Raw genomic sequence first — 18,268 nt, 5'->3', positions numbered from 1 at the left:
TGAACACGATATTTTTCTAAGAATCGTATTGGAGATAAATAAAAAACGTTCCTTACAAAGTGTAAGAAACGTTGATTTCACTGCATTGATAGGCAGTGTCATGATACCGGTGGTCGGGGTCGAACCGACACTCCAGAGGAACACGATTTTGAGTCGTGCGCGTCTGCCAATTCCGCCACACCGGCGCGCTTATAAGTTTTTTTGGTAATGCCGAGGACCGGAATCGAACCGGTACGGTAGTCACCTACCGCAGGATTTTAAGTCCTGTGCGTCTGCCAGTTCCGCCACCCCGGCGTAATATAATTAGGAAACTTAATAAGCATTATGGAGGCGGCAACCGGATTCGAACCGGTGGTAAAGGTTTTGCAGACCTCTGCCTTACCACTTGGCTATGCCGCCATAATATATTGGAGCGGAAGACGGGATTCGAACCCGCGACCCCCACCTTGGCAAGGTGGTGTTCTACCACTGAACTACTTCCGCAAATGGCTGGGCTAGCTGGATTCGAACCAACGAGTGACGGAGTCAAAGTCCGTTGCCTTACCGCTTGGCTATAGCCCAATACTATTTATATGCAATAAAATAAAAAAAGTGTCAAAAAAATGGGGCGAATAATGGGAATCGAACCCACGAGTGTCGGAGCCACAATCCGATGCGTTAACCACTTCGCCATATCCGCCATAATAATTATTAAAATTGGCAGGGGTAGTAGGAATCGAACCCACACCAAAGGTTTTGGAGACCTTCGTTCTACCTTTAAACTATACCCCTGTATTGAATGGTGGAGGGGGACGGATTCGAACCGCCGAACCCGAAGGAGCGGATTTACAGTCCGCCGCGTTTAGCCACTTCGCTACCCCTCCGACATAAAAGGTGGCTCAGGACGGAATCGAACCGCCGACACAAGGATTTTCAGTCCTTTGCTCTACCGACTGAGCTACTGAGCCATTACTTAATGCTATTTATTTTTAAAAAATGGCGGTCCGGACGGGACTCGAACCCGCGACCTCCTGCGTGACAGGCAGGCATTCTAACCAACTGAACTACCGGACCAGATTGCGGGGACAGGATTTGAACCTGCGACCTTCGGGTTATGAGCCCGACGAGCTACCAGACTGCTCCACCCCGCGATAATATTAATGGTGGAGGATGACGGGATCGAACCGCCGACCCTCTGCTTGTAAGGCAGATGCTCTCCCAGCTGAGCTAATCCTCCATAAATATAATATATGTATTGGTGACCCATACGGGATTCGAACCCGTGTTACCGCCGTGAAAGGGCGGTGTCTTAACCGCTTGACCAATGGGCCATATTTGAAAAGTTATAATGGCGGAGAGCAAGGGATTTGAACCCTTGAGACAGGGTTACCCGCCTACACGATTTCCAATCGTGCTCCTTCGGCCACTCGGACAGCTCTCCAATATGGCTCCGCAGGTAGGACTCGAACCTACGACCGTTCGGTTAACAGCCGAATGCTCTACCACTGAGCTACTGCGGAATAATATGGTATGCCTGGCGACGTCCTACTCTCACAGGGGGAGAACCCCCAACTACCATCGGCGCTGAGAAGCTTAACTTCCGTGTTCGGTATGGGAACGGGTGTGACCTTCTCGCTATCGCCACCAGACTTTTTCTCAAGACATATTTTATTATACATGTTTTTGAGATTTTTTCAAGTGTAATTTAAAAAAATTATTCCCTGAAAACTAGATTATGAAGTAAAAAGAAAGAAATAAGTAATCATTTTGTCCAGCTCCAACGCCTATCGCCTATCAAACTTCCGATCATCTCCCTACGATAAGTCAACATCGATTCACTTACGTTCATCGTGTTTCCTTTATCTCAGTCGATGCTCCTCCAGTTTGTACGTCGATAAACAGGCGTTTCCGCTTTTCATTTTAGTTAAGTCCTCGATCTATTAGTATCAGTCAGCTCCACATGTCGCCACGCTTCCACCTCTGACCTATCAACCTGATCATCTTTCAGGGATCTTACTAGCTTGCGCTATGGGAAATCTCATCTTGAGGGGGGCTTCATGCTTAGATGCTTTCAGCACTTATCCCTTCCGCACATAGCTACCCAGCGATGCCTTTGGCAAGACAACTGGTACACCAGCGGTGCGTCCATCCCGGTCCTCTCGTACTAAGGACAGCTCCTCTCAAATTTCCTACGCCCACGACGGATAGGGACCGAACTGTCTCACGACGTTCTGAACCCAGCTCGCGTACCGCTTTAATGGGCGAACAGCCCAACCCTTGGGACCGACTACAGCCCCAGGATGCGATGAGCCGACATCGAGGTGCCAAACCTCCCCGTCGATGTGGACTCTTGGGGGAGATAAGCCTGTTATCCCCGGGGTAGCTTTTATCCGTTGAGCGATGGCCCTTCCATGCGGAACCACCGGATCACTAAGCCCGACTTTCGTCCCTGCTCGACTTGTAGGTCTCGCAGTCAAGCTCCCTTGTGCCTTTACACTCTACGAATGATTTCCAACCATTCTGAGGGAACCTTTGGGCGCCTCCGTTACTTTTTAGGAGGCGACCGCCCCAGTCAAACTGCCCACCTGACACTGTCTCCCACCCCGATCAGGGGTGCGGGTTAGAATGTCAATACAGCCAGGGTAGTATCCCACCAATGCCTCCACCGAAGCTGGCGCTCCGGCTTCCAAGGCTCCTACCTATCCTGTACAAGCTGTACCAAAATTCAATATCAGGCTGCAGTAAAGCTCCACGGGGTCTTTCCGTCCTGTCGCGGGTAACCTGCATCTTCACAGGTACTATAATTTCACCGAGTCTCTCGTTGAGACAGTGCCCAGATCGTTACACCTTTCGTGCGGGTCGGAACTTACCCGACAAGGAATTTCGCTACCTTAGGACCGTTATAGTTACGGCCGCCGTTTACTGGGGCTTCAATTCAGAGCTTCGCACTACACGTGCTAACCCCTCCTCTTAACCTTCCAGCACCGGGCAGGTGTCAGCCCCTATACTTCGCCTTGCGGCTTCGCAGAGACCTGTGTTTTTGCTAAACAGTCGCCTGGGCCTATTCACTGCGGCTCTCTCGGGCTTTAACTCCCAAAAGAGCACCCCTTCTCCCGAAGTTACGGGGTCATTTTGCCGAGTTCCTTAACGAGAGTTCTCTCGCTCACCTTAGGATTCTCTCCTCGCCTACCTGTGTCGGTTTGCGGTACGGGCACCATAAATCTCGCTAGAGGCTTTTCTTGGCAGTGTGGAATCAGGAACTTCGGTACTATATTTCCCTCGCCGTCACAGCTCAGCTGACATGGTAATGGGATTTGCCTCATTACCGGCCTAACTGCTTGGACGTGCTAATCCAACAGCACGCTTACCCTATCCTCCTGCGTCCCCCCATTGCTCAAACGATTTAAAGGTGGTACAGGAATATCAACCTGTTGTCCATCGCCTACGCTTTTCAGCCTCGGCTTAGGTCCCGACTAACCCTGAGCGGACGAGCCTTCCTCAGGAAACCTTAGGCATTCGGTGGATGAGATTCTCACTCATCTTTCGCTACTCATACCGGCATTCTCACTTCTAAGCGCTCCACCAGTCCTTACGGTCTAGCTTCAACGCCCTTAGAACGCTCTCCTACCACTGACATCATTAGATGTCAATCCACAGCTTCGGTGATACGTTTAGCCCCGGTACATTTTCGGCGCAGAGTCACTCGACCAGTGAGCTATTACGCACTCTTTAAATGGTGGCTGCTTCTAAGCCAACATCCTGGTTGTCTAAGCAACTCCACATCCTTTTCCACTTAACGTATACTTTGGGACCTTAGCTGGTGGTCTGGGCTGTTTCCCTCTTGACCACGGATCTTATCACTCGTAGTCTGACTCCCAAGAATAAGTATTTGGCATTCGGAGTTTGTCTGAATTCGGTAACCCGATGGGGGCCCCTAGTCCAAACAGTGCTCTACCTCCAATACTCTCAATCTTGAGGCTAGCCCTAAAGCTATTTCGGAGAGAACCAGCTATCTCCAAGTTCGATTGGAATTTCTCCGCTACCCACACCTCATCCCCGCACTTTTCAACGTGCGTGGGTTCGGGCCTCCATCCAGTGTTACCTGGACTTCACCCTGGACATGGGTAGATCACCTGGTTTCGGGTCTACAACCACATACTATTTCGCCCTATTCAGACTCGCTTTCGCTGCGGCTCCGTCTTTTCAACTTAACCTCGCATGTAATCGTAACTCGCCGGTTCATTCTACAAAAGGCACGCTATCACCCATAAAAGGGCTCTAACTACTTGTAGGCACACGGTTTCAGGATCTATTTCACTCCCCTTCCGGGGTGCTTTTCACCTTTCCCTCACGGTACTGGTTCACTATCGGTCACTAGGGAGTATTTAGCCTTGGGAGATGGTCCTCCCTGCTTCCGACGGGATTTCTCGTGTCCCGCCGTACTCAGGATACACTCAAGAGGGAACGAAGTTTCGACTACAGGGTTTTTACCTTCTACGACTGACCTTTCCAGATCGATTCGTCTACCCCGTTCCTTTGTAACTCCATATAGAGTGTCCTACAACCCCAAGAGGCAAGCCTCTTGGTTTGGGCTAATCCCGTTTCGCTCGCCGCTACTCAGGGAATCGCGTTTGCTTTCTCTTCCTCCGGGTACTTAGATGTTTCAGTTCCCCGGGTCTGCCTTCAGTACCCTATGTATTCAGGTAAAGATTCTATCCCATTACGGATAGAGGGTTTCCCCATTCGGAAATCTCTGGATCAAAGCTTACTTACAGCTCCCCAAAGCATATCGGTGTTAATCCCGTCCTTCATCGGCTCCTAGTGCCAAGGCATCCACCGTGCGCCCTTTCTAACTTAACTTAGTTGTCGGCTAAAGATAAACTTCACATCTCTTCGTCAGCTTCTTCACTCTGCTCCTCACGTACTGTCGTACGCTCCGGTGCTCGCTCCGTCGCTTCCTTGACCTGCTCGTTTCTCTTTACCCTCCATTCTTTGAATAGGTATTCGTTTAATACGATTACTTTTCAAAGAAATAATTCTCTAACATAGAGAATCTAAGATGGCGATTACTCGGTTTCTTTCTTGTTTTTACTATTCATAATCTAGTTTTCAAGGAACAATTTCGGCTAAAGATAAACTTCGCATCTCTTCGTCAGCTTCTTCGTTCTGCTCCTCACGTACTATTGTACGCTCCGGTGCTCACTCAGGCGCTTCCTTGATCTACTCGTTTCTCTTTACCCTCAAACTTATTACTGTTTTGAGGAATTAATTGCTCCCTCAAAACTGAACAACAAATCGTCAACAATCTATGATGGAATGTAAATTCCATTTTCCTTAGAAAGGAGGTGATCCAGCCGCACCTTCCGATACGGCTACCTTGTTACGACTTCACCCCAATCATCTATCCCACCTTAGGCGGCTGGCTCCAAAAGGTTACCCCACCGACTTCGGGTGTTACAAACTCTCGTGGTGTGACGGGCGGTGTGTACAAGGCCCGGGAACGTATTCACCGCGGCATGCTGATCCGCGATTACTAGCGATTCCAGCTTCATGTAGGCGAGTTGCAGCCTACAATCCGAACTGAGAATGGTTTTATGGGATTTGCTCGACCTCGCGGTTTTGCTGCCCTTTGTACCATCCATTGTAGCACGTGTGTAGCCCAGGTCATAAGGGGCATGATGATTTGACGTCATCCCCACCTTCCTCCGGTTTGTCACCGGCAGTCACCTTAGAGTGCCCAACTTAATGCTGGCAACTAAGATCAAGGGTTGCGCTCGTTGCGGGACTTAACCCAACATCTCACGACACGAGCTGACGACAACCATGCACCACCTGTCACTCTGTCCCCCGAAGGGGAACGTCCTATCTCTAGGAGTGTCAGAGGATGTCAAGACCTGGTAAGGTTCTTCGCGTTGCTTCGAATTAAACCACATGCTCCACCGCTTGTGCGGGCCCCCGTCAATTCCTTTGAGTTTCAGCCTTGCGGCCGTACTCCCCAGGCGGAGTGCTTAATGCGTTTGCTGCAGCACTAAAGGGCGGAAACCCTCTAACACTTAGCACTCATCGTTTACGGCGTGGACTACCAGGGTATCTAATCCTGTTTGCTCCCCACGCTTTCGCGCCTCAGCGTCAGTTACAGACCAAAGAGTCGCCTTCGCCACTGGTGTTCCTCCACATCTCTACGCATTTCACCGCTACACGTGGAATTCCACTCTTCTCTTCTGCACTCAAGTCCCCCAGTTTCCAATGACCCTCCACGGTTGAGCCGTGGGCTTTCACATCAGACTTAAAGGACCGCCTGCGCGCGCTTTACGCCCAATAATTCCGGACAACGCTTGCCACCTACGTATTACCGCGGCTGCTGGCACGTAGTTAGCCGTGGCTTTCTGGTTAGGTACCGTCAAGGTACAAGCAGTTACTCTTGTACTTGTTCTTCCCTAACAACAGAGCTTTACGATCCGAAAACCTTCATCACTCACGCGGCGTTGCTCCGTCAGACTTTCGTCCATTGCGGAAGATTCCCTACTGCTGCCTCCCGTAGGAGTCTGGGCCGTGTCTCAGTCCCAGTGTGGCCGATCACCCTCTCAGGTCGGCTACGCATCGTTGCCTTGGTGAGCCGTTACCTCACCAACTAGCTAATGCGCCGCGGGCCCATCTGTAAGTGACAGCGAGATGCCGTCTTTCAGCTTTTCCTCATGAGAGGAAAAGGATTATCCGGTATTAGCTCCGGTTTCCCGAAGTTATCCCAGTCTTACAGGCAGGTTGCCCACGTGTTACTCACCCGTCCGCCGCTAACTTCAAAAGCAAGCTTTTAAAGTCCGCTCGACTTGCATGTATTAGGCACGCCGCCAGCGTTCGTCCTGAGCCAGGATCAAACTCTCCAATAAAGAGTTGATTAGCTCATTGCTAAACTCTAGCTTTTGTATTACTTGTTTTTGTTTTATAACATTCATTATAAAACGATTATTGTTGACGTTTGTTTGTTCAGTTTTCAAAGAGCAATTTAGTTAGCCACTTAAGAAGCGACTTTCCTAATATACCATCCATCAACATTCGATGTCAATAGCTTTTTCAAAAATCTTTTCCGTCGTTTACTTCAACGTTTTGTGTTGTTTCAGCGACGGATATTAATATAACATTATTCTTCAATAATGGTCAACACTTTTCCCAAAACTTTTTTATTTTTTTTCTAAAACTCGATAACATCGGTGATAAACCCCTGGGCTTTTCGTTGAGATATTCACTACTTCTATTAGATGTTTATCAATCAAATATTCTATTAGCATTCCTAAATCAACCGAAAAGATAAGTAACGCTTCTTTTTCTAAAAGCTCATTAAATGTCCAAGCTTCCTTCTCTTTTAATATATCGAGAATATAGCTTGTACTTGTTCTCATTCTCGAATGAATTAAAAATTCACTTGCTAAGAATAAAAGCTCGAGCCTTTTTTCAATCGGCTCATCACTATTTACTAACTCTACATATAGTTTATAGATTTCTGGCTCCATTTGTTTTACTTGGCTCCATACCGTTACTTCTGGATGGAATCCATTTTCAATAACAGCTAAACGAGCTAAATGGTGTAAGGAATGAACAATATCGTTATACGCGTCCAAATAATGTTTATTTTCAAAGAACGCTTTCCCATCCATATATCGTTTAATAAGCTTCGCGAATTCTAGCGCCATTTTTTGTTTTCTTTCATTGATGGGAAATTCTTTTAATTCATTTTTGAGTTCATAAATAAATTCATTACGATCAAAAACAACTCTCCCATTGTATATCCATTCAAAGATTCTTTTATTATTTCCTAATAAGATCCAGCTTCTTAATTGTTTTTCTGTGACAATATGTAATGCTGCTTTCTTTTCCGCATATGTATAGTGCTTTATAAAAACAGGTTGCTCTGCTTCTTTCACAATAATAAGCATCACTGTATCAAAAGTATCTGTCACGGTCATTTCATTTTGTTTTTTATCAATGATTAATACGCCCAATGTATTTGTCTGGCTAGCTCTTTCTTGATATATAGGACGAAGAATATCTTCCATCGTTATTCCTCCATCTCCATGAATAAATTTTATTCGTTTCGTATTGTTTTCGACATTTTCTCTTAAAATCCTGCCCTATTTCCATGGCATACATGAAATCTTACTACAACTTGTTTAAAAATAGAATTACTTTTTTTGGCTGAAATCATCCAACTATTATCCGAGCATAATTTTAAACAATGACTGTTTTCGTAAAGTATGTTGCTATAACCCGCAGCCGAAATACGCTTCGCTTTCCTTAGGGCTCGCGCTGAGCCTTCCAGGGTCTCAGACTGTCTCGCTAATCCTCGTGGCTTCTAGGTGTATTCCAGCTGCTCTTTTTTTCCAACTTATTCATTTTAGAAAACAGCCTAACTAATGAACAGAAAAAAGAGGGTATCTTTTAAAGAAACGCTTCGTATATTTCCTACAAAAGCGAGACTTAAAAGACAACCTCTTCTATTTTCTACATTAGTGCGCTTCTTTTTGAGCACAATCAGGACAAGTACCGTAAATTTCCAGACGGTGGTGGCTGATTTTGAATCCTGAAACATGGCTAGCAAATTGCTCGACCTCATCAAGTCCTGGATAATGGAAATCAACTATTTTGCCACACTCTTTACAGATAATATGATAATGGTGAGAAGTAATGAAATCAAACCGGCTGGAAGAATCTCCATATGTCAGTTCCTTTACTAAATTTACTTCACGAAAAACTCTTAAATTATTATAAACAGTGGCTACACTCATATTCGGAAATTTACCTTCAAGTGCTTTATAAATTTCATCGGCAGTCGGATGTGACATTGAGCTTATTAAATATTCAAGTATCGCATGACGCTGCGGGGTAATGCGCACTCCTGTTTCTTTCAGCTTATCAAGAGCTTCTTGCAACTCATTATGTTCCACGGACATGCACCCCATTTCTAAAAGATATTCTTATTTTATAATGTTTATAAATAGTGTACTAATAATAGGAGGGTTTTGTCAATACAGTTACTGTAATAACGCGGTTTTATAGATGTATGAACAATCTGAAAACACAATAATGATTATTTAACAATACCTACTATTAGATAAGAGTGAATTATTGAATGTTATTGATAATCTACTTTCATTATATGCTTATAAAACAATAACTTTCACCAGAATATTTATCCATTTCTTCTCTTTATAGGAGTGACTCCTATAAGATTCACTTACAAAAAAAAGACCAACGAACTGTTCGTTGGCCACCGACATATATATGAGGAGGTATATGCTCACTATACAATATGCTCCTCCCCTTTTAATGAGTGGACAAAAGTCCCTACCATAAAAATTAGGCTTCGATTTTTTCTAATGCTTGTTTGATTTCATCTATATGGCCAGCTACTTTTACTTTCTTCCATTCTTGAGCAAGCTTCCCTTCTTTGTCAATCAAGAAGGTCGATCTTTCAATTCCCATATACTCTTTTCCGAAGTTCTTTTTTAACTTCCAGACGTCAAAGCTTTCGGCTACTTCATGATTTTCGTCGGATAATAACGGGAATGGCAGCTCATGTTTTTCAATAAACTTCTGGTGTCTTGAAATCGGATCTGGGCTTACTCCTAGTACTACTGTATTAAATCCTTTGAAATCTTCGTGGTTATCGCGAAAATCACATGCTTCTGTTGTACATCCAGGTGTCATATCTTTCGGATAAAAGTATAAGACAACATTCTTTCCGCGAAAATCGGAAAGTTTTATTTTTTCACCATTATTTGCTTCTAGTTCAAAGTCTGGAACTGTTTCTCCAATATGAATAGACATCGTATCCCGCCTTTTCCTTTTTATACAAGCCTACCTAATTTGCTGCCATGAATCAAGAAAAGGGATTTACTAGTTGTTCATATCAAATACCGCCCGTGCCACAAAGGCGGCTGGAATCGTATAACCGATTAACGCCTCCACTAATACAACCATTCTTCCCATCCCGATCGGCATTAAATCGCCAAAGCCTACAGAGAATAAGGTCACTCCGCTAAAATATATACTAGTATGTAAAGTATGAAAAAAATCATAGTTCAAAGATGGCGCCTGTCCATCATTATAAACAGGAATTCCGTTCATTTGGAATAACGTATAGATTAATCCAAAGCCTATCATAATGGTGATATAGACAAAAATTAGATACATAAAATTTTCAAACGATACCCATTTTTCTTTTCTGCGGTAAGGAACAAACAGTGTTTTTAAGCTCATCGCAATAAAAAATAGAATGAGTGCTAATAAGACATAAAACATTTCCTTACCCCCTTACTTCCTTGCAAAGTATTTAATGGCTCCATCATTAATATCTATGCTTGTCTTGTGTATTTATTCGTTTATCCATTTCCTCTATTGGAAGTGGACGAAAAAGCTGTTTCCCTTTATCTTCTTTCAAAAAGTGCTAAAATGAGGGAAGGTATTTTTATAGAATGATACGATTTATAGGAGGTTTATATGTTACATACCAATTCAGAACGTTTACATGAAGAAGCTTTAGATATTATTGTTGGAGGAGTCAACAGTCCTTCTCGCTCTTACAAAGCTGTTGGCGGCGGCTCACCGGTTGTTATGGAAAGAGGGCAAGGAGCTTACTTCTTTGATGTCGACGGAAATCAATATATCGATTATTTAGCTGCATATGGTCCGATTGTTACAGGACATGCTCACCCACATATTACAAAAGCAGTAACGCGTGCAGCCGAAACTGGACTATTATTTGGTACACCAACACCGCATGAAGTCACATTTGCGAAAATGCTTCAGGAGGCAATTCCTTCTCTGGAAAAAATCCGTTTTATGAATTCCGGAACAGAAGCTGTTATGACAACGATTCGCGTCGCTCGTGCTTACACTGGTAGAAATAAAGTCATTAAATTTGCTGGCTGTTACCATGGTCACTCTGATCCTGTATTAGTTGCAGCTGGATCTGGCCCTTCTACACTTGGTACTCCAGATTCTGCCGGTGTGCCAGCAGTCATTGCAGCAGATGTCATCACTGTTCCTTTCAATGATTTAGATGCCTATAAAGAAGCATTAGATAAATGGGGCGATCAGGTTGCAGCTGTTCTAGTAGAGCCAATCGTTGGTAACTTCGGTATCGTGGAACCAGTGGAAGGCTTTTTGCAAGGAATCAATGACCTAACACATAAAGCAGGTGCACTTGTTATTTATGATGAAGTGATCACCGCTTTCCGCTTTACTTACGGGGGAGCACAAGACTTACTTGGTGTTCAGCCTGATTTAACAGCATTAGGAAAAGTGATTGGCGGCGGTCTTCCAATCGGTGCATATGGCGGCAAAAGAGAAATCATGGATCAAGTGGCACCAATTGGTCCAGCTTATCAAGCAGGAACACATGCCGGAAACCCAGCATCCATCCAAGCAGGAATTGCTTGTCTAGAAGTATTAAAGCAAGAAGGCGTATATGATTATCTAGACAAATTAGGTGCACTGTTGGAAAAAGGAATACTAGAAGCAGCAACACAATACAATGTTCCCATTACTATCAACCGCTTAAAAGGTGCACTAACTGTATACTTTACAACCGAAAAAGTATCCAACTACAAACAAGCAGAAAACACAGACGGCGAAATGTTCGGCCGCTTCTTTAAACTATTAGTAGAACAAGGAATCATGCTAGCACCATCCAAATACGAAGCATGGTTTATCACCATCGCACACACAGAAGATGATATCGAAGCAACCCTACACGCAGTAGATCAAGCATTCGCAACACTAAAAGAAGAATATAAGTTTTAACTAGTAGTTAAGAAAAGGTTCAGTACAATACTGGACCTTTTTTAATGAAACTCCAACTAAATTCCACCAACTGTTTTTGCAGCAGAAATCCCCACCCATTAGAACGTTTTACACCACTAATATAGTTTAAATCCATTTCAAATTTAACAACAATATGTCCATTTTTTTAAAAACGATCGAAAAAAGAAAAAATCAGGCATTAGTCTATTGAAGTTAGCATCTAATCACTGTATAGTACATTATTGTGTTTACTTTTCGTGTTTTTCGCAAAAAGTAAGGGGTATAAGAATATATGTTAGTAACATTAAAGGAAAGGAACACTTATTTATGACACTAGGAGCGCGTATTCTGAAAACAGGAATCGCCATCGTTTTAGCTTTATTTTTAGCACAACTATTAAATGCACCAACTCCTGTTTTCGCAGGAATTTCTGCCATTTTTGCCATACAACCAACCGTCTATCGATCTTATTTATCTATTATCGAACAAGTACAAGGCAATATCATTGGCGCTATTATTGCAGTCATCTTTGTATTAAGCTTTGGAAACAATGTCTTTATCATCGGACTTGCAGCAATCATTGTTATTACCATCAACTTGAAATTAAACTTAGAAAAAACGATTACGTTATCCGTGGTAACACTAATCGCGATTATGGAGTCACCGACAGATGATTTCATTACCTTTGCGATAATCCGTTTTTCCACCGTGATGCTAGGAATTCTTTCTGCATCGACCGTCAATCTGATTTTTCTACCACCTAAGTATGAAAATAAATTGTACAATCATATTTCTGATATGAGTGAGGAAATAACGAAGTGGATTCGTTTGAACATTAGACATGCCTCTGAGCACAGCCTACTAAAGAACGATATTGATAAAATGTCTGATCGGTTAATGAAAATAGATCAATTATATACGCTCTATAAAGAAGAACGAAATTACTTCAAAAAGACAACCTTATTAAAAACAAGGAAATTAGTAATTTATCGTCAAATGATTGCGACATTGAAAAAATCTTTTCAAACATTGAAAAAGATTCATCGTTATGAAAATGAGCTATTGAGCTTGCCAGAAGAGTTACAGCATATCATCCAGCAACAGCTCGACTGTCTGATTCATCATCACGAACATGTTATGCTTAAATTTATTGGCAAAGTAAAGCCAAATGTTGTTTTTGAAGAAGGCAGCATTTCTCTTGACCGTAACATGCTGTTTCAGGAATTAATGAATTACTATAAAGAGACAGAGTTAACGGTGCATGAAAATGAAGAAGAATTGAAGCAATACCATATGATGCAAATCGTCTCTGCTATCATTGAATATGACGAGAATGTAGAGCATCTTGATACATTAATTACGTCCATTCAAGTGCATCATCAGCATGAGGCTGATGTAACGATTGAAGAATAAGAAAAAAACTCTGGACACCCAGGGTTTAGACACTAAATTGACTGCAAAAACGTAAACTTTCTTCATGGAAAAAAGGGAACCAGAAACGATTTTCTGGTTCCCTTTTGCTTTTAATTTCCTAATTGTTGTATTTGAAATAGATCATGATAATGACCTTGTAACTTCATCAGTTCATCATGTGTGCCATCTTCCATGATTTTACCGTGTTCGATTAAGATAATCCGATCAGCATGCGTAATAGTAGATAGACGATGAGCCACAATTAAAGTCGTTCTATCTTTTGCCAATGCTTCAATAGACTCTTGAATCGATTGTTCACTTTCTAAGTCTAAAGCAGAAGTTGCCTCGTCCAAAATTAAGATGGGCGGATTTTTCAAGAACACGCGAGCAATAGCTACTCTTTGCTTTTGTCCCCCACTTAATTTCACGCCTCGTTCTCCTACTTTCGTTTCATACCCTTCCGGCAACTGCATAATAAAGTCATGGGCATTCGCCGCTTTTGCAGCTGCAATCACTTCCTCTTCCGCTGCATTCGGGTTTCCAATCATAATATTCTCTCTAATCGATTCACTAAAGAGAATATTTTCTTGTAGAACCATACCGATTTGGTCTCTTAAGGAACGCGCTTGCAAATCTCGTATATCTTTTCCATCTAAGAGAATTCTTCCACCGGTAACATCAAAGAATCTCGGAATAAGACTGATTAACGAGGACTTACCTCCACCGCTCATTCCCACAAAAGCCACTGTCTCTCCTTGCTTAATATGTAAGGAAATATTATTTAACACTTTCGGATCTTTTGTATCATAGGCAAAATCCACTTCTTCAAAAGTAATGTCTCCTTTTACATTTCTACAAGGAACAGCATTTGGCTTATCTTGAATATCGTATTTTTCATCAATTAAATCAAATACCCGGTCCATGGACGCGATCGATTGCGTCAACGTCGTGGAGGAATTCACTAGTCTTCTTAACGGATTATACAATCTTTCAATATAAGCAAAAAATGCCATCATCGCTCCTAAAGATAAATCGCCATTCAACACTTGATAGCCTGAATAAGCAATCACAATCAATGGAGAAATATCGGTAATGGTATTAACTACAGCAAATGCTTTAGCATTCCATTTCGTATGATCGACTGCTTTTTCTAAAAAGGTATTATTATACTTTTGAAAATGCTTTTGTTCATGATCTTCGGTAGCAAAGCTTTTAATAACAGAAATCCCTTGAACTCTTTCATGTAAAAAGCTTTGCACACCAGCTAAAGCCTGGGATCTTTCTCTTGTTAATTTACGTAAATTACCGAAGAAATAGCTTACGGAAAGGGCATAAAACGGTAACAAAATAATAGAGACAAAGGTTAACTTCACATCCATCGTAAACATGATTCCAATTGTGATTAAAATCGTTACGGCATCTAACCACAAGTTCATTAAACCAGTCAAAATGAAGTTTTTTGTTTGTTCCACATCATTTATTACACGGGAAATAACTTCTCCTGCACGGGTATTGGAATAATACTTCAAGCTTAATTTTTGCAGGTGCATAAAAAGCTGATCTCTGATATCATATAATATTTTATTAGAAGTCCATTGTGCGAAATATTGACGGTAATATTCAATCGGCGGTCTCACCACAATAAAAATAATCATCGTGATGATCATGATTGTCCATAGATTACTCATTTTAGTTGCCTGGTCTAAGGTCGTGTTATTGATTATGTCATCGATTACGTACTTCAATAGCAATGGTATTAATAGCGGTATCGCAAATTTCACAATACCGATGATGATTGTCCCAATGATTTGCCATCGGTATGGCTTTACAAAGGTCATATACCTTTTAATACTATCCACATATACTCCCCTCTCTTGTTGCACTTGTTTTATTTCCGTTTTTTCTGTTTGGAAAACTTGATTGTGATTCTTTCTCGAAAATACCTTTTTTAATGGAGTTCGTTGATTTCCACTTTAGAGTGTTAAGCTACATTGATAAATAATTTGCAGCCTACTGACCACCTTAAAATTGCATTTTGCTTTTTCGAAAGCGGGATGGGCTCTGATAGGCTCTCTCTGTTCCCTTTTTCCCTCTTCCAACGTCCAAACGGACACTGAGGAGCCTTCTCTGGTCCATTTTTCTCTCTTTTAAAATCAAAACAGGCTCAGAGATCCCCTCTCTATTTCCTCTTCCTCATGCCACCAACCGAAAACGCTCCCTAAGATTTTTAACCACCATCATTCTCTTCTAAATTCTTTCACACTTTAATAACAAGGAACTATTTTATCACTATTCGAAGCTTATGCATAAGAAAAAAGCCTGCTGAAATTCAACATGCTTTTTTCAGTCTTCCATATTAACTTCTGTACGTTAAGTATCTTTCATACCACAAATCAACAAAATCTGGTGCAAAGGGACCTTTTCTTTGTCTTATCCATTGTATTAATTGATTTACTTGCGTTTTCAAAATATGATCAATAACCTCTGGATATTTCATTTCTTGGCGATGTCTTTCGTACTCATCTTCATCTAATAAATTAAATGTCATATCCGGAAATATTTTGATATCCAAATCATAATCAATATACTTAAGTGCCTCTCCATCGTATATAAACGGGGAGCTTAGGTTGCAATAATAATAAATGCCATCTTCTCTAAGCATGCCAATGACATTAAACCATTGTTGTGAATGAAAATAACAGATTGCAGGTTCACGCGTTACCCACGTTCTTCCATCTGATTCCGTAACAATTGTACGATCATTACCACCTATTATTAAGTTCTGCGTCCCTTTAAGTATCGTTGTTTCGTCCCAGATTCGATGGATGTGCCCATTATGCTTGTAACTGTGAATTTGTATTGGTTCACCCTCGATAGGTACGCCCATTTTTATTTCTCCCCTACTTTCTATTTACGGACGCTTTGTAACCTGTTACATACTAAAAGCAATTCATTATTTCATTTAAGGCAACAAAGTACGATTCCTCTTTTTTCTTATTTCTTATTATAACGGTTCTCTAGTAAATTTAAAACAAAAGAACCATTGAAATTACACAATGGTTTTAAATATTCCATATTTTTATGAACTAGAAGATAGTTTCAGTTCATTTTCTTGGTACACTCTAATGACCTTTTCTGTTTGGATTTCAAAAATTTTCTGTATTTCTTTAAGCTCTTCTTTCATGTTAATAATTTCTATTTGCACTTCTTTTAATTCCGTTTCTTTTTGTAGTATTTGTAATTGTGCCTCTATTTCTTCACACCGTTCTAATTCGCCTTGTAAATATAACAGTTTTTCCATTATTCGCATTTGTTCTCCAACTAATCCGTTAAATACATCCATGAAAAAACACATCCTACTCTTTTAATTTAGGTTCTGCATTTGTATATAAATAGACCCTTTTCTATTAAATCTTCCTTTTACTATTTCTTCGTATGTATGTTTATTCCTTTGACTACTTCTGTAGACAAAAGAGAAGTTTTGTCGAACATTCTAGTCTAATTCACAGCCTCAATACAATTATGTAACCATTAAACGTCTACTAAAAAAATAATAATAATAAAGATGATGACTATTTTTGACGAAAGCAAAGGGCACTCTCCCGTAAGTGAAGTGCCCTTTGTTTGCATTATTTGCTAGAGTTTTTAGCTTTTTTAGCTTCTGCTTGTTGGTTATATTTTTTTACTTCTGCAGTGCTTGTTTCGCTAGCAAATTCAGTACCATACTGACCTTGACCAGCAGATTGAGCGTTTTGTTGTTTTACTTCTTGAATGTTAGTTCCAGTTTGAGTTACACCAGATTTTTTAGCCATGAATATCACCTCCACGCATATTAATTTGTCCCAGACGTTTCAGTTCTATCCAAAGTTTTTTATTACCAATAAAATCCAGAAAATCTATTCCGATCAAATTAAAAGGGAATTCTCCTTAATAGGAAAATCCCCTCTTCTTATACCAATGCTTTTTAGTAAAATTGTTGCGAGTAACGTCTTATACTAGTAATGAAATACCACCATCAACAATAATCGTTTGTCCTCTGATCATGCTTGAATCGTCACTTACTAAAAACATAACTGCATTAACAAGGTCTTCCATTTCAACCATTCTGCCAGCAGGTGTTTTTTCAGCGGCAGCTTGAAGCAATTCTTCTCTATTTGGGAAATGTGTTAAAGCTTCTGTATCTACTGCACCACCGGACACGGCATTTACCACAATATTTTTCGGTGCTAATTCAACCGCTAAATATCTTGTTAATGCCTCAACTGCCGCTTTACTAACACCAACAGTTGTATAGTTCTCTAAATAGCGAATCGCTCCTAATGAACTGATGCTAACAATTTTGCCACCTTTATCCATTAACTTTGCCGCTTCTTGAGCACAGAATAATAATGCTTTACTGTTAATATTCATCGTCCAATTCCAATGAGATTCTTCTAATTCCATAATTGGTCTTAATACCCCAGATGCTGCATTATTAATAAAAACATCGAGTCTTCCAAATTCTTCTTTTACTGCTGCAAACATTGCTTTTATTTTATCCACATCGCCAACATTTGCTTTTACTAATAGAACTTTTCTTCCTAATGCCGTAATTTCATCAGCTGTTTCTTGTGCTGCCTTTTTGCTTCTTGCATAGTTTATTACAATATCATAGCCTTCTTTTGCTAAGCGGATCGCTGTTTCTTTTCCAATTCCTCTACTACTTCCGGTAATTAATGCTACTTTGTTTGTCATTCTTTTTAATTCCTTTCCCATCCATTTACTTCTCATTTTACCTCTATTCATGCATAGTTCGCAATCAAGATTCGCACAATAAACAGTAATACGGGAAAAGTAAAGGAAGGTATTTAATATGTATGTTGGAAGAGATATGACCGAATTAGCAATGATTGCGAAATCTGATTGGAAGGATACTGAACTTGCCTATTTTCATCATTCCTTGCAGCAAATGACTCCCTATCTCAATAGTGAAGGTACTAGTATTCACCGTGGAATAATAGAGGAAATTGAAAATAGAGGCGGATTAAAAAGAAACGAAGCTGATTATACACACGGAACAGAAGTAAGCTATGATTAA

General features: G+C 41.2%; 12 protein-coding genes, 15 tRNA genes and 3 rRNA genes. 3 read left to right on the top strand and 27 right to left on the bottom strand.

Features of this window, described 5'->3' with window-relative positions:
* Positions 1–104 precede the first annotated feature (104 nt).
* From NKG37_RS11390 to NKG37_RS11285, 22 genes are all read right to left on the bottom strand, one after another.
* Positions 105–185: transfer RNA gene (locus NKG37_RS11390), tRNA-Leu, on the bottom strand.
* Between the two features lie 23 nt (positions 186–208).
* Positions 209–294 (bottom strand) — tRNA-Leu (locus NKG37_RS11385).
* 31 nt (positions 295–325) lie between these two features.
* Positions 326–399 (bottom strand) — tRNA-Cys (locus tag NKG37_RS11380).
* A 9-nt stretch (positions 400–408) separates the two neighbouring features.
* Positions 409–483 (bottom strand) — tRNA-Gly (locus NKG37_RS11375).
* Between the two features lie 3 nt (positions 484–486).
* A tRNA-Gln gene (locus NKG37_RS11370) sits at positions 487–561 on the bottom strand.
* 42 nt (positions 562–603) lie between these two features.
* Positions 604–679, bottom strand: a tRNA-His gene (locus tag NKG37_RS11365).
* Between the two features lie 18 nt (positions 680–697).
* Positions 698–771, bottom strand: a tRNA-Trp gene (locus tag NKG37_RS11360).
* Positions 772–779: 8 nt separating this feature from the next.
* Positions 780–863 (bottom strand) — tRNA-Tyr (locus NKG37_RS11355).
* 11 nt (positions 864–874) lie between these two features.
* Positions 875–947, bottom strand: a tRNA-Phe gene (locus NKG37_RS11350).
* Positions 948–976: 29 nt separating this feature from the next.
* A tRNA-Asp gene (locus tag NKG37_RS11345) sits at positions 977–1,053 on the bottom strand.
* A 3-nt stretch (positions 1,054–1,056) separates the two neighbouring features.
* Positions 1,057–1,130: transfer RNA gene (locus tag NKG37_RS11340), tRNA-Met, on the bottom strand.
* 10 nt (positions 1,131–1,140) lie between these two features.
* Positions 1,141–1,216, bottom strand: a tRNA-Val gene (locus NKG37_RS11335).
* 19 nt (positions 1,217–1,235) lie between these two features.
* Positions 1,236–1,310: transfer RNA gene (locus NKG37_RS11330), tRNA-Glu, on the bottom strand.
* Positions 1,311–1,328: 18 nt separating this feature from the next.
* Positions 1,329–1,420: transfer RNA gene (locus tag NKG37_RS11325), tRNA-Ser, on the bottom strand.
* A gap of 4 nt (positions 1,421–1,424) precedes the next feature.
* Positions 1,425–1,499: transfer RNA gene (locus NKG37_RS11320), tRNA-Asn, on the bottom strand.
* Positions 1,500–1,511: 12 nt separating this feature from the next.
* Positions 1,512–1,628 (bottom strand): 5S ribosomal RNA (rrf, locus tag NKG37_RS11315).
* A 271-nt stretch (positions 1,629–1,899) separates the two neighbouring features.
* Positions 1,900–4,839, bottom strand: a 23S ribosomal RNA gene (locus NKG37_RS11310).
* A gap of 478 nt (positions 4,840–5,317) precedes the next feature.
* Positions 5,318–6,866, bottom strand: a 16S ribosomal RNA gene (locus tag NKG37_RS11305).
* Together the 16S, 23S and 5S rRNA genes with 15 tRNA genes alongside form the textbook arrangement of a ribosomal RNA operon.
* A gap of 291 nt (positions 6,867–7,157) precedes the next feature.
* Positions 7,158–8,030: a nucleotidyltransferase-like protein gene (locus tag NKG37_RS11300; protein ID WP_016202778.1), complete on the bottom strand. Its 873-nt coding sequence runs from the start codon at positions 8,028–8,030 to the stop codon at positions 7,158–7,160.
* 450 nt (positions 8,031–8,480) lie between these two features.
* The gene (perR, locus tag NKG37_RS11295) at positions 8,481–8,918 is read right to left on the bottom strand and encodes a peroxide-responsive transcriptional repressor PerR (protein ID WP_161798420.1); all 438 of its coding nucleotides are present in this window, start codon (positions 8,916–8,918) and stop codon (positions 8,481–8,483) included.
* 412 nt (positions 8,919–9,330) lie between these two features.
* Positions 9,331–9,801 carry a thioredoxin-dependent thiol peroxidase gene (gene bcp, locus NKG37_RS11290; protein WP_254416225.1) on the bottom strand — a complete coding sequence of 157 codons (471 nt, stop codon included), beginning with the start codon at positions 9,799–9,801 and terminating at the stop codon, positions 9,331–9,333.
* A gap of 69 nt (positions 9,802–9,870) precedes the next feature.
* Positions 9,871–10,275, bottom strand: coding sequence for an ion channel (locus NKG37_RS11285; protein ID WP_101729582.1), 405 nt, complete (start codon positions 10,273–10,275; stop codon positions 9,871–9,873).
* A 198-nt stretch (positions 10,276–10,473) separates the two neighbouring features.
* Here NKG37_RS11285 and NKG37_RS11280 point away from each other — a divergent pair, with 198 nt between their 5' ends.
* Positions 10,474–11,778, top strand: a complete 1,305-nt coding sequence (locus NKG37_RS11280; RefSeq protein ID WP_254416224.1) for a glutamate-1-semialdehyde 2,1-aminomutase — start codon at positions 10,474–10,476, stop codon at positions 11,776–11,778.
* 327 nt (positions 11,779–12,105) lie between these two features.
* Complete coding sequence (locus tag NKG37_RS11275) at positions 12,106–13,191, top strand: FUSC family protein (protein ID WP_016202772.1); 1,086 nt, start codon at positions 12,106–12,108, stop codon at positions 13,189–13,191.
* A gap of 110 nt (positions 13,192–13,301) precedes the next feature.
* Here the strand turns inward: NKG37_RS11275 and NKG37_RS11270 are convergent, their stop codons facing one another.
* The 5 genes from NKG37_RS11270 to fabL form a co-directional block, all read right to left on the bottom strand.
* On the bottom strand, positions 13,302–15,050 hold the full coding sequence (locus NKG37_RS11270; RefSeq protein ID WP_169187980.1) for an ABC transporter ATP-binding protein: 1,749 nt from the start codon (positions 15,048–15,050) through the stop codon (positions 13,302–13,304).
* A gap of 497 nt (positions 15,051–15,547) precedes the next feature.
* The gene (locus NKG37_RS11265; protein ID WP_254416223.1) at positions 15,548–16,078 is read right to left on the bottom strand and encodes a nucleoside tri-diphosphate phosphatase; all 531 of its coding nucleotides are present in this window, start codon (positions 16,076–16,078) and stop codon (positions 15,548–15,550) included.
* A 192-nt stretch (positions 16,079–16,270) separates the two neighbouring features.
* Positions 16,271–16,534, bottom strand: a complete 264-nt coding sequence (locus NKG37_RS11260; protein ID WP_016202769.1) for a YgaB family protein — start codon at positions 16,532–16,534, stop codon at positions 16,271–16,273.
* A gap of 286 nt (positions 16,535–16,820) precedes the next feature.
* Positions 16,821–17,003, bottom strand: a complete 183-nt coding sequence (locus NKG37_RS11255; protein ID WP_016202768.1) for a gamma-type small acid-soluble spore protein — start codon at positions 17,001–17,003, stop codon at positions 16,821–16,823.
* Between the two features lie 178 nt (positions 17,004–17,181).
* Positions 17,182–17,925: an enoyl-[acyl-carrier-protein] reductase FabL gene (fabL, locus tag NKG37_RS11250; RefSeq protein WP_169189615.1), complete on the bottom strand. Its 744-nt coding sequence runs from the start codon at positions 17,923–17,925 to the stop codon at positions 17,182–17,184.
* 118 nt (positions 17,926–18,043) lie between these two features.
* Between fabL and NKG37_RS11245 the strand changes: the two genes are divergently transcribed.
* A complete protein-coding gene (locus tag NKG37_RS11245; RefSeq protein ID WP_101729585.1) occupies positions 18,044–18,268 on the top strand; it encodes a hypothetical protein in 225 nt (74 codons plus the stop codon).

The organism is Niallia sp. RD1 (assembly GCF_024219955.1).
GTDB classification, from domain to species: domain Bacteria; phylum Bacillota; class Bacilli; order Bacillales; family Cytobacillaceae; genus Niallia; species Niallia alba.
Note: the sequence above shows the minus strand (reverse complement) of the source record. Positions and strands in the feature narration are given on the sequence as shown.